Origin of the sequence: Micromonospora sp. NPDC002296, assembly GCF_040296145.1 — a bacterium.
In the GTDB taxonomy this organism is placed as follows: Bacteria; Actinomycetota; Actinomycetes; order Mycobacteriales; family Micromonosporaceae; genus Micromonospora.
In genome coordinates this window covers 1-12,019 of record NZ_JBEOWQ010000030.1, presented here as the reverse complement: position 1 = coordinate 12,019, position 12,019 = coordinate 1, and the positions used below count along the sequence as shown (strand labels likewise).

Annotated in this window: 8 protein-coding genes; 2 read left to right on the top strand and 6 right to left on the bottom strand. The window is 73.0% G+C overall.

Annotation, left to right across the window (positions count from 1 at the left end; all coding sequences use genetic code 11):
- Positions 1–216 precede the first annotated feature (216 nt).
- From whiA to rapZ, 3 genes are read right to left on the bottom strand one after another with little or no spacing between them, the layout of a single operon-like run.
- Complete coding sequence (whiA, locus tag ABT023_RS21190; RefSeq protein ID WP_350888106.1) at positions 217–1,197, bottom strand: DNA-binding protein WhiA; 981 nt, start codon at positions 1,195–1,197, stop codon at positions 217–219.
- Positions 1,198–1,251: 54 nt separating this feature from the next.
- On the bottom strand, positions 1,252–2,232 hold the full coding sequence (locus tag ABT023_RS21185; protein WP_350888105.1) for a gluconeogenesis factor YvcK family protein: 981 nt from the start codon (positions 2,230–2,232) through the stop codon (positions 1,252–1,254).
- Positions 2,229–3,143 (bottom strand): RNase adapter RapZ, encoded by a 915-nt coding sequence (rapZ, locus tag ABT023_RS21180; RefSeq protein ID WP_350888104.1) that lies wholly within the window; start codon positions 3,141–3,143, stop codon positions 2,229–2,231. Before rapZ ends, ABT023_RS21185 begins: the two co-directional genes overlap by 4 nt.
- Before the next feature lie 470 nt (positions 3,144–3,613).
- On the opposite strand from rapZ, the gene ABT023_RS21175 reads away from it, so the two are divergent.
- Positions 3,614–4,615 carry a hypothetical protein gene (locus ABT023_RS21175; protein WP_350888103.1) on the top strand — a complete coding sequence of 334 codons (1,002 nt, stop codon included), beginning with the start codon at positions 3,614–3,616 and terminating at the stop codon, positions 4,613–4,615.
- Between the two features lie 99 nt (positions 4,616–4,714).
- On the opposite strand, the gene ABT023_RS21170 is transcribed toward ABT023_RS21175, so the two are convergent.
- The 3 genes from ABT023_RS21170 to ABT023_RS21160 form a co-directional block, all read right to left on the bottom strand.
- Positions 4,715–4,858 (bottom strand): hypothetical protein, encoded by a 144-nt coding sequence (locus ABT023_RS21170; protein ID WP_350888102.1) that lies wholly within the window; start codon positions 4,856–4,858, stop codon positions 4,715–4,717.
- Positions 4,859–5,145: 287 nt separating this feature from the next.
- The gene (uvrC, locus tag ABT023_RS21165) at positions 5,146–7,116 is read right to left on the bottom strand and encodes an excinuclease ABC subunit UvrC (RefSeq protein ID WP_350888101.1); all 1,971 of its coding nucleotides are present in this window, start codon (positions 7,114–7,116) and stop codon (positions 5,146–5,148) included.
- A gap of 10 nt (positions 7,117–7,126) precedes the next feature.
- Positions 7,127–8,473: a jacalin-like lectin gene (locus tag ABT023_RS21160; RefSeq protein ID WP_350888100.1), complete on the bottom strand. Its 1,347-nt coding sequence runs from the start codon at positions 8,471–8,473 to the stop codon at positions 7,127–7,129.
- A 230-nt stretch (positions 8,474–8,703) separates the two neighbouring features.
- Between ABT023_RS21160 and ABT023_RS21155 the strand changes: the two genes are divergently transcribed.
- Complete coding sequence (locus ABT023_RS21155) at positions 8,704–11,901, top strand: penicillin acylase family protein (protein ID WP_350888099.1); 3,198 nt, start codon at positions 8,704–8,706, stop codon at positions 11,899–11,901.
- The last annotated feature ends 118 nt before the right edge of the window (positions 11,902–12,019 follow it).

The following is a 12,019-nucleotide window of genomic DNA, read 5'->3' as shown; positions in this document are numbered from 1 at the left end:
AGACCATGACCGCCCGAGGCGGTGAGCACGGCGGGGAGTGCCGGTGCCGGCCCCCTTGCCGTATGCAGCGACCCTATCCGAGCGCGTGGCGGCGTGCTGCGCCGGGTGGTGATCCGCTTCGCGTTCCCGGGCCGGGTCCCGGCCCGGGGACGTGCGGCGGGGCGGGCCGGCGACCGCCCCCGCTCGCGCCGCCGTCCGCCTACCGCCACCGTCCTATCAGACCACGAGCATGTCGGGCGTGACGGCCGCTTCCGTATCCGGGATGCCCAGGTCACGGGCCCGCTTGTCGGCCAGCGCCAGCAGCCGGCGGATCCGCCCGGCGATGGCGTCCTTGGTCAGCGGCGGGTCGGCGAGCGCGCCCAGTTCCTCCAGGGACGCCTGCCGGTGCTCCAGGCGCAGCTGGCCGGCGGACGTGAGGTGGTTCGGGGCGTCGTCGGCGAGGATCTCCAGGGCCCGGGTCACCCGCGCGGCGGCGGCCACCGCGGCCCGCGCCGAGCGGCGCAGGTTGGCGTCGTCGAAGTTGGCCAGCCGGTTGGCCGTCGCCCGCACCTCGCGGCGCACCCGGCGCTCCTCCCAGGCCAGCACGCTGGAGTGTGCTCCTACCCGGGTGAGCAGCGCGGCGATCGCGTCGCCGTCCTTGACCACCACCCGGTCCACGCCGCGCACCTCGCGGTTCTTCGCGGTGATGCCGAGCCGGCGGGCCGCGCCGACCAGCGCCAGCGCCGACTCCGGGCCGGGGCAGGTGATCTCCAGGGCGCTGGAACGGCCCGGCTCGGTCAGCGAGCCGTGCGCCATGAACGCCCCCCGCCACGCGGACACCGCGCAGCAGACGTTCGCGGCCACCACGTGCGGGGGCAGCCCCCGTACCGGCCGGCCCCGGACGTCGAGCAGCCCGGTCTGCCGGGCCAGGGCCTCGCCGTCCTTGACCACCCGGACGATGAAGTGGCTGCCCTTGCGCAGCCCGCCGGAGGCCAGCACGTGGATCTCGCTGGAATAGCCGTAGACCTCGGCGATCTCCCGGCGCAGCCGCCGGGCAACCGCCCCGGTGTCGAGTTCGGCCTCCACCACCACCCGACCGGAGACGATGTGCAGCCCGCCGGCGAAGCGCAGCAGCGCCGCCATCTCTGCCCGCCGGCAGCAGGGCTTGGGCACGTCGACCCGGCTCAGCTCGTCCTTGACCGCAGCCGTCATCGCCATTGTGCGCCCCCTCACGGACCGGTTCCGGCGTGTCGCCGGAGATTACGTACGTGCTTAACGATCGGCGCCCAGGACAGGCACCAGGGCTGCGCCCAGGGCTGCCGGATCGTGACGGGGCCCGCCGTCGGTGACGGCGACCGGGGCGAGGAGCAGCCGGGCACCCAGCGATTCTGCCGCACGCTCGACGGGGCCGGGATCGCCCACCGCCTTGGAGTCCGCCAGCACTGCGTCCACCGTCAACTCGGGCAGATAGTGCCGCAGGGTGGCCAGGTGGTCGGCCAGGGAGAGCCCGAGGGTCTCCTTCTCCGCCGCCAGGTTGAGGGTGACCAGCCGGCGGGCCGGGCTGGCCACGATGGCGGCGGCCAGCCCCGGCACCAGCAGGTGCGGCAGCAGGCTGGTGTACCAGCTTCCCGGCCCGAAGATCAACCAGTCCGCCTCGGCGGTGGCCGCAACGGCCTCCGCGCAGGCCGCCGGAGCGGTCGGGGTGAGCCGCAGCGACTCCACCCGCCCGGTGGTGACCGCCACCTGGTGCTGCCCGCTCACCGTGCGCGCCTCGTCCGGGCACGCCGGGTCGACGCCGCGCACCCGGGCCTCGATGCCGACCGGCTGGCGGGACATCGGCAGCACCCGGCCCACCGCGCCGAGCATCGCCCCGGCGTGCTCCAGCGCGGCGACCGGGTCGCCGAGCAGCTCGATCAGCCCGCACAGGACCAGGTTGCCGACGGCGTGCCCGGCGAGTCCGTCGTCCGTGTCCGCCGGGTCACCGGCGGTGCCGGCGAAGCGGTGCTGGAACAGCCTCGCGCTGCGCCTGGTGGCCGGGTGGTCGCCGGCGAGGGCCACCAACGCCTGGCGCAGGTCTCCCGGCGGCAGGCCGCCGCGCCGGGCACGCAGCCGACCGCTGGAGCCGCCGTCGTCGCCGACGGTGACCACGGCGGTGATGTCCAGGTCGAGCTCGGGCGCGCAGCGGCGCAGCGCCCGCAGGGACACCGACAGGCCGTGCCCGCCGCCGAACGCGACCACCCGCGTCGGCGTCATTCCCGCCCCAGGTCGCGGTGCTGGGCCTTGGCGGCGAGGCCTGCGTGACGCAGCCGGGCGGCCAGCTCCTCGGCGATGGCGACGCTGCGGTGCTTGCCGCCGGTGCAGCCGACCGCCACCGTGAGGTAGCGCTTGCCCTCCCGCTCGAAGCCGACGGTGGTGGCGTTGACCAGGTCCGCGTACGTGCCGACGAAGGCGTCCGCGCCCTCCTGGCCGAGCACGTACGCGCTGACGGCCTCCTCCCGGCCGGTGTGCTCGCGCAGCTCGGGCACCCAGTACGGGTTCGGGAGGAACCGGGCGTCGAGGACGAAGTCGGCGTCGGGCGGGAGGCCGTACTTGAAGCCGAAGGAGAGCACGGTGACCCGCAGCCGGCGGCTGTCCTCGCCGCCGAACAACTCCTCGATCCGGCGGCGGAGCTGGTTGACGTTCAGGTGGCTGGTGTCGATGATCACGTCGGCCTGGTCCCGGGCCTCCTCCAGCAGGCCCCGCTCCACGGCGATGCCGTCGGCGAGCCGCCCGTCGCCCTGCAACGGGTGCGACCGCCGGACGCTCTCGAACCGGCGGATCAGCACCTCGTCGTCGGCGTCGACGAAGACCACCCGGGGGGAGAAGCCCCGCTCCTTCAGCTCCCGGATCGCCCCGACCAGGTCGGTGGAGAAGGCGCGCGAGCGAACGTCCAGCACCATCGCGGTACGCCGGGCCGCGCCGCCGGCCTTGACGGCCAGCTCGGCCATGTCGAGCATCAGCGCCTGGGGCAGGTTGTCGACCACGTAGTAGCCGACGTTCTCCAGCGCCCGCGCCACGGTGCTGCGACCACCGCCGGACACGCCGGTCACCACCACCAGGGTGGTCTCCGCCTCCGATGTCGGATCGCTGGTCACCGGAACCTCGGGCGTCCGCGCCTCGTTCACTGCCTACTCCCCCACGGATGACGCCACGGTCGAGATGACCGCGCACAGCCAATCTGCGACTCTATCCCGCCGAGCCCCACCCCCCGGCGCAGCCCACACCCAACGCCCCAACCCACCCTCCCCACCCCACCCACCCCCCTCGCTCCACCCCCCAAGCCCCGCTCCACGCCGATCTTGCACTTGCGGCCCAGACATAGGGCGCGTGAGCGACATATCGAGGGCCGCAAGTGCAAGATCGCGGCTGTGGGGGTGTTGGGGTGGCGGGATTGGGCACGATGGAAGAAGTCAGTCGACGAAAGCCCCGCCACACTGCGGTTGGACATTGATCCGTGTCAATCAACTGCGTTTCGGTGGTTGGGCGGGCGCGTCCACGCGGCCGGCGGTCACCGGCCTCCCGGTCCGGGCATCGTCGCCAGCGTCGCCGTCGCGCCCGCGCCCGGGTCTCGTCCCCCCAGCGTGAGGAGCGCAGCGTGACGCAGACCCACAATTCCCCCCGACGGCCCGAGGCCCCGGCAGGGCTCCGGCCGGACACCGGGCAGGAGGGGACGTCCGCCTTCGTCAACGGGCACTTCCCCCGACGGCGGGCGCTGATCGTCCTGCTCAGCGTGCTCGGCGGGTTCCTGCTGACCGTGGTCTGGTCGGCGGAGTTCGTGGACCAGACCATCGGCGACAACGTCGCCAACACCCTCCTCGGCCACGACGCCAAGGAGACACCGATCCAGGGGATCGCGGCGGGCATCGTGTTCGCCTTCGTCTCCGGGATCGCCGGCACGTTCACCGCCTGCAACATCGCCGCCTTCGGCGCTCTCGCCCCGCTGACCGGCACCACCACCGGGAGCAGGTTCAGCAGGTTCGTCCAGCCGCTGAAGCCGCTGGGCTGGATGGCGGTGGGCATGATCGCCGTGTCGGCCGTCTACGGCGCGATCGTCGGCATCGTCGGCACCTCGATGCCGCAGTTCTCCACCGCCCCCACCACGCCCGGCGGCCTGTCGCCGAGAAGCATCCAGTCGATGGTCGTCTTCGGCGTGATCGGGCTGGTGATGGTCTATCTCGGACTGGCCTCGATCGGCGTGGTACGGGACCCGTTCGCCCGGCTCGCCCGCCGGTACCCCAACGCCCCGATGATCTTCATGGGCGCGCTGATCGCCGGCTTCCTGATCGGTCGGCCGTTCGGACTGTTCCGGCAGATGTTCCGCGACGCCGCGGAGAGCGGCAACCCGCTGTACGGTGCGGCGGCGTTCACGCTCCAGTCCATCGGCAACATCGTCATCATGGCGGTGCTGTTCCTGCTGCTGGCCTGGCTCGCCGGCTCCCGACTGCAACGGTGGTTCACCGAGCGGCCGACCCGACTGGCGGTGCTGACCGCGGTCGCGTTCATCGTCGCCGGCGCGTTCACGTTCCTCTACTGGGACGTACGGCTGCTCGCCCGCCGCGAGATCATCCCCTGGTATCCCCTGGCTCCCTGGGCCTGACCCGGCACGCCGCCGCTGGTGACCGGAGCCTCGGCCACCAGCGGCGAGACCGGCCGGGACAGAGCCGGGTTGAGGTCGCGACGCGCATCGTGACGGCCGTCAGCGGCGACTCCGCAGCGTCTTGACGCGGTCGCGGCCGAGCACGCCGAGGTAGTCCCACGGCTCGTCGAGGCAGGAGTCGACCTCGGCTGATCCGATGATGTCGGCCAGCCGGGCGGCCAGTGCATCGGGGTCCAGCTGCACCTGCTCACAAAGCTGGACGGGGCCGCTCGCAGCGCGCCGCCGATCTCGCCCGGCTCATCCTCGTACGTCTCCCAGGCGTCGTAGAGGTAGCCCGCGAGGCCGTCCCGGGCACGGGCGGCCCGCTGCCGTCGCCCCAGCAGATCGGGCCGGCCAAGATCGCGCTCGAACACGGAAAGAGTGGCCTTCCCGCGCGAAGGAGGCCACTCTTGCCCGGATCGAGCGCGATCTTGCGACAGCGACCGTGCCGGCGCGGCGGGGGCGTAGGCGGGTCAAGGTGCTAATACGGATTAGGCGTCACCCGGCGTGTCTGGGTCGGGGGGCGCGGGGGGCGTCGCGTCCGGGGTCGGGTTGAGGGCGGCGGTGATCGCCTCGGCGGTGCGTCGGCCGACGCCGGGGACCTCGATGATCTCATCCACCGACGCGGCGGCGAGCCGCTTGAGCGAGCCGAAGTGGCGCAGCAGCGCCTTGCGCCGTACCTCGCCGAGGCCGGGGACGTTGTCCAGCGCCGACTCGGTCATCCGCTTCGAGCGGCGCTGCCGGTGGAACGTGATGGCGAAGCGGTGCGCCTCGTCGCGGACCCGTTGCAGCAGGTAGAGCCCCTCGGAGGTGCGCGGCAGGATGACCGGGAACTCGTCGTCGGGCAGCCACACCTCCTCCAGCCGCTTGGCCAGGCCGCACAGTGCCACGTCGTCGATGCCCAGCTCCGCGAGGGCCTGGGCCGCCGCCGCGACCTGCGGCGCGCCGCCGTCGACCACCACCAACTGCGGCGGGTACGCGAACTTGCGGGGCCGCCCGGTCGTCGGGTCGATGCCAGGCCGGTCCGGGTCGGAGGCGGTCTCCTCCCCCAGCTCGCCGGTCTCGGCGCGGGCGTCGAGGTAGCGGGCGAAGCGGCGGCGCAGCACCTCCGACATGGCGGACAGGTCGTCGGTGGCGCCCCGGACGATGAACCGGCGGTACTCGCCCTTGCGGGGCAGGCCGTCCTCGAAGACGACCATGCTGGCCACCACGTCGGTGCCCTGGATCTGGGAGACGTCGAAGCACTCGATGCGCAGCGGCGCGGTGCGCATGCCGAGCGCGTCGCTGATCTCGTCGAGCGCCTGGCCGCGGGTGGTCAGGTCGCCGGCGCGCTTGAGCTTGTGCCGGGCCAGGCCGTCCTTGGCGTTGCGTTCCACCGTCTCCAGCAGGGACCGCTTGTCGCCGCGCTGCGGCACCCGCAGGGACACCCGGCTGCCCCGGCGGCCCGACAGCCAGTCGGCCAGCGCGTCGGCGTCGGCGGGCAGGGCGGGCACCAGCAGCTCACGGGGCACGTCGGCCTCGCCCTGCTCCCCGCCGTACACCTGGGTGCAGAAGTGGTGCACCAGGTCGCCGGGGGTCAGGTCCTCCGTCTTCTCCACCACCCAGCCGCGCTGGCCCCGGACCCGGCCGTCGCGGACGTGGAAGACCTGGACGGCGGCCTCCAGGGGGTCGTCGGCGAACGCGACCACGTCGGCGTCGGTGCCGTCGCCGAGCACCATGGTCTGCTTCTCCATCGCCCGGCGCAGGGCCGCGACGTCGTCGCGCAGCCGGGCGGCCTTCTCGAACTCCAGCGCCTCGCTGGCCTCGGTCATCTCGCGTTCGAGCCGGCGGACCATGGTGTCCGTGCGCCCGCCCATGAAGTCGCAGAAGCCGTCGACGATGCGCCGGTGCTCCTCGGCGGAGACGCTGCCCACGCAGGGCGCGGAGCACTTGCCGATGTAGCCCAGCAGGCAGGGGCGGCCCACCTGGCCGGCGCGCTTGAACACGCCGGCCGAGCAGGTGCGCGCCGGGAAGACCCGCAGCAGCAGGTCGAGGGTCTCGCGGATGGCCCAGGCGTGCGAGTACGGCCCGAAGTAGCGCACCCCCTTGCGCTTGGCGCCGCGCATCACCTGGAACCGGGGGAACTCCTCGTCGACCGTGACGGCGAGGTACGGGTACGACTTGTCGTCGCGGTAGCGGACGTTGAACCGGGGGTCGTACTGCTTGATCCAGGTGTATTCGAGCTGGAGGGCCTCGACCTCGGTGCCGACGGTGACCCAGTCGACCGACTCGGCGGTGGTGACCATCTGCTGGGTGCGCTGGTGCAGCCCCCACAGGTCGGCGAAGTAGGAGCTGAGCCGGCTGCGCAGGCTCTTCGCCTTGCCGACGTAGATCACCCGGCCGGTGCCGTCGCGGAACCGGTAGACCCCCGGTGAGTCGGGGATCGTGCCGGGCGCGGGACGGTAGGTGGAGGGATCAGCCACGCCTGGAAGACTAGCCGCCGGCCCCGACAGCCCAGATCACGCCGAGCTGGTCGACCTCGCTGCCGGCCCGGCCGAAGAACCCGGCGAGCCGCCCGCCGGGCGGGGCGGTGAAGGTCACCGCGTCCGAGGTCGGCGTGCCACCGGACAGGGTGCGTCCCAGGTTGGTGGTGAACCGGGCGGAGAAGATCCGGGTCCGGTTGTCCTTCTTCCCCTGGGTGAGGGTGACCTGGGTGACGTGCTCGCCCTCGGCCAGCGCGAGGCTGGCCGGGGTGCCGCCCCCGCCGCCGTGGGTGCGGGTGACGCCGCCGGCGAGGCCGACGCCGACCTGGTCGAGCCGGGCGCCGGCGCGCAGCGAGACGGTGGCGACCCGGGGCCCGGCGGCGTCCGCGTCGGTGAACGGGGTGCCGTGCGGGCCGCCCCAGGTGTCGCTGGCCCGCAGGCCGGGGTCGAGGGCCCAGGTGAACCAGGCGGCGTGCGGGTAGTGGTCGGACAGCGGCTCGCCGGCCGGGTCCAGGAACCGGGCGTGCTCGTTGTGGTAGCGGGTCAGGTCCAGCCGGACCAGCCGGTTGCCCCGGTAGAGGATCTTGTCGACCACCTCGCAGGCGTCGGTGACGTTCGCCGGGTCGCAGGTCAACGCCGGGCTGCCGAGCACCGGGGGCACCCCGCCGCGCTCCTGGCGCACCCAGGCGTCGGTGAGGCCGTTGGCGGACACCAGGTCGCGGACGTTGTCGCCGACGCGGGTGTAGCGGGAGTTCAGGTCGCCCATCACGATCACCGCGTTGCCGGCGGAGTTGGCCGTGACGTAGGCGGAGAGCTGGCTGACGTTGGACCGGCGGGCGGCGAGGTCGGCCTCGGTCGTGCCGGCGTTGGTGTGCACGTCGTAGAGGTCCACGAAGGCGCCCTCGGCGAGCCGGACCCGGGACCGGCTGAAACCCTTCGGGGTGAGGCAGTCGAAGCCGTTGCAGTCGTCCCACTTGACCCGGACGAAGTCCGACAGCGGGTAGTTGGACATCGTGTTGAGGCCGTCGCCGATGGGCACCCCGCCGCTGGTCGGCGTGCGGTGCGGGTGCCGGTCGGTGGCGTACAGGTCGGCGTGGTAGTTGAAGTCCTCCTGGACGTGCACGATGTCGTACGCGTTGACCCGCTCGCCGATGGGCCGGGTGTTGACCGCCGGCTTGCTGCCGGACAGCGGTTCGGGCAGGCCGGCGACGTTGTAGGTGAGCACCGAGAAGGCGCCGGACGTGACGGCGGCCGGCGCCGGCGCGGATGCCCCGGCGGGCGCGGCGACGGCGGGCGCGGACGGGGGCAGCAGAACGGCGAGCAGCGCCACGGGGGTGAGCAGGCGGGCGGGTCTCATCCGACGTCCCTTCTCGACAGCGGGACCGGGTCCGGCCGGCGCCGCCCAGGGGATCGAAGGGTATCGAATGAATCCGGCCGGCTCAACACTCGCGGTGACCGGCAGCTGATCCACGGATTGCCATCTTCCAATATCGGGGCGCGGAGATTACCATCCGGTAACTGAATGTTCTTCACGTAATGATCGGCACCCGTCCCCCGCCATGATCCCCATCCCCCCGGAGGATCACCATGCCCCGTCCCACCACCACGCGCCGCCTGCTGGCCGGCGCGACCGCCGCCGTCGGCGTCGCGGCCCTGCTCGTCGCCTCCCCCCCCCCGACCCCCGCCGTGGGCGCGCCGGCCACCACCGCCGCCACCGCCACCACCAGCGCGTTCGCCGCCGACGACTACTGCCTGGGCGAGTGCGGCGACATCGTGCCGCCCGGCCAGAACGGCAACGCCACCCTCGTCGAGATCCTCGCCAACCAGAGCCTCGGCACCCTGCCCCGGCACTCCGCCGACCAGCTCGGCAAGTACGCCGACCTGGTCTACGGCTACGCCGGGCTGCGCGAGGAGCAGATCGGCAACTTCTTCAACGACGCCTCCTTCGGCGTCCCGGCCGGACAGGTCGAACGCGACTACTCGCCCCGCTCCGACGTACGCATCCTGCGGGACAGGGCGACCGGCGTCCCGCACGTCACCGGCACCACCCGCGGCGGCACCATGTACGGCGCCGGGTACGCCGGCGCCGAGGACCGGCTGTTCACCATGGACCTGCTGCGCCACGTGGGCCGGGGAACCCTCACCCCGTTCGCCGGCGGGTCGCCGGGCAACCGGGCCCTGGAGCAGAGCGTCTGGCGCAACTCGCCCTACACCGACGCGGACCTCCAGACGCAGGTCGACGCGCTGCGCACCAAGGGCCCGCGCGGCGCGCAGCTCTACGCCGACGTGCAGGAGTACATCGCCGGCATCAACGCCTACATCGGCGTCTGCATGGCCAACCGCAACTGCCCCGGCGAGTACGTGCTGACCGGGCACCTCGACGCGATCACCAACAAGGGTGGCCCCGAGCCGTTCCGGATGACCGACCTGATCGCCATCGCCGGCGTGGTCGGCGGCCTGTTCGGCGGCGGGGGCGGCAACGAGATGCAGTCCGCGCTGGTCCGCATCGCCGCCCGGGCCAAGTACGGCCCCGTCGAGGGCGACAAGGTGTGGGCGGCCTTCCGCAACCAGAACGACCCCGAGACCGTGCTGACCCTGCACAACGGGCAGAGCTTCCCGTACGGCAACGCCTCCCCGGACGCGGCCAGCGTGGCGCTGCCCGACGCCGGCTCCGCGAAGGTCGAACCGGTCTTCACCGACCCCACCGGCTCCGCCACCACCACCGCCGGCAAGGGCTCCGAGCTGGCCGCCGCGCTGTCCGGGCTGACCATCGACCCGGCGCACCGGGGCATGTCCAACGCGGCCCTGGTCTCCGCCGCCAACTCCTCGACCGGTCACCCGGTCGCCGTGTTCGGCCCGCAGACCGGCTACTTCTCCCCCCAGCTACTGATGATCCAGGAGTTGCAGGGCCCGGGGATCAGCGCCCGGGGCGCCGCGTTCGCCGGCCTGAACCTCTACGTGCTGCTCGGCCGGGGCCAGGACTACGCCTGGAGCGCCACCTCGTCGACCCACGACATCACCGACACGTACGCGGTGCCGCTGTGCACCACCGACGGCAGCGCGCCCACCCTGACCAGCGCCCACTACCTCTACCGTGGCCAGTGCCTGGCGATGGAGCAGCTCGCGCACACCAACAAGTGGAACCCGACCGCGGCGGACAGCACGCCCGCCGGGTCGTACAAGCTCACCGCCTGGCGGACGAAGCTCGGCCTGGTCGCCTGGCGCGGGACCGTCGGCGGTAAGCCGCACGCCTTCACCCAGCTCCGCTCCACCTACCGGCACGAGGCCGACTCCGCGATCGGCTTCCAGATGTTCAACGACCCGTCCCAGATGGGCTCCGCCGACGCCTTCACCGCCTCGGCGAACAACGTCGAGTACGCGTTCAACTGGTTCTACGTCAACTCCACCCAGTCGGCCTACTTCAACTCCGGGCTCAACCCGATGCGCGCCGCCGGGTCGAACCCGAACCTGCCGATGAAGGCCGAGGCCGCGTACGAGTGGCAGGGCTACCAGCCGGCGACGAACACCGCGACGTACGCCCCGCTGGCCGCCCACCCCCGCTCGGTCGACCAGGACTACTACGTGAGCTGGAACAACAAGCAGGCCAAGGACTTCGGCGGGGCCGACGGCAACTTCAGCTTCGGCGCCGTGCACCGGGGCAACCTGCTCGACCGGCCGCTCAAGGCGGCCCTCGCGACGGGGAAGAAGTTCGACCGGGCGTCACTGACGAGCCTCGTGGAGCAGGCCGGGCTGACCGACCTGCGCGGGGTCGAGGTGCTCGACGAGCTGATCCGGGTGCTGGAGAGCCAGCCCGTCGGCGACGCCGCCCTGGCCGCCGAGATCGGCCGGCTGAAGGCGTGGCGGCAGGCCGGCGCGCTGCGGGTGGAGACGACCAAGGGCTCGAAGGTGTACCAGCACGCCGACGCGATCCGCACCTTCGACGCCTGGTGGCCGCTGCTGGTCCGGGGGATGTTCTCCGCCCCGCTCGGCCCGGACCTCTACCAGGCGCTGGTCAACACCCTCCAGATCAACGAGTCCCCCTCCGAGGCCCAGTCGCACAAGGGCTCGTCGTTCCAGTACGGCTGGTGGGGGTACGTCGACAAGGACCTGCGCGCGGTGCTCGGCGACCCGGTCGCCGGCGGCCTCGGCCGCACGTACTGCGGCGGCGGGACCCTCGCCGGCTGCCGGCAGGTCCTGCTCGACACGCTGCGCGGCGCGGCGGCCACCCCGGCCGCCCAGGTCTACCCCGGCGACGGCACCTGCTCGGCCGGCGACCAGTGGTGCGCCGACGCGATCGTCCAGTCGCCGCTGGGCGGGATCAAGCACGCCACGATCGCCTGGCAGAACCGGCCCACCTACCAGCAGGTGGTCTCGTTCCCCGCGAAGCGCGGCGACGACGTGACCAACCTCGCCGCCGGGAAGGCGGTGACCGCGTCGAGCACCCAGTTCCTCTACCCCGCGGGCAAGGCGGTCGACGGGGACCTCGGCACCCGGTGGGCCAGTTCCCGCAACGACGACCAGACGCTCACCGTCGACCTGGGCTCCGCCCGGGCCGTGGGCCGGGTGGTGCTGGACTGGGAGGCGGCGTACGCCCGGTCGTACCGGATCGAGGTGTCCGCCGACGGGACGACCTGGCGCACGGCCTGGTCGACCACGGCCGGCGACGGCGGCACCGACGTGGCGGCGTTCCCGGCCGGGAACGCCCGGTACGTGCGGATGCGCGGCCTGACCCGGGGCACCGAGTACGGCTTCTCGCTGTGGGAGATGTCGGTGTACGCCCGCTGACCCCCCGCGTGGCGGGCGGCCCCGTATATCCCGGGCCGCCCCCCCCCGCACGCGGGGGTGGTCAGGTCCGCCGAGACCCTTATAAACAAGGCCGCCCCCCGGGGCGGCGCCGGGCCCG

Coding starts and splice junctions, on each gene's coding strand:
- whiA (WP_350888106.1), bottom strand. CDS start 1,197: ATGGCGATGACGGCTGCGGTCAAGGACGAGCTGAGCCGGGTCGACGTG.
- ABT023_RS21185 (WP_350888105.1), bottom strand. CDS start 2,232: ATGACGCCGACGCGGGTGGTCGCGTTCGGCGGCGGGCACGGCCTGTCG.
- ABT023_RS21155 (WP_350888099.1), top strand. CDS start 8,704: ATGCCCCGTCCCACCACCACGCGCCGCCTGCTGGCCGGCGCGACCGCC.
- ABT023_RS21160 (WP_350888100.1), bottom strand. CDS start 8,473: ATGAGACCCGCCCGCCTGCTCACCCCCGTGGCGCTGCTCGCCGTTCTG.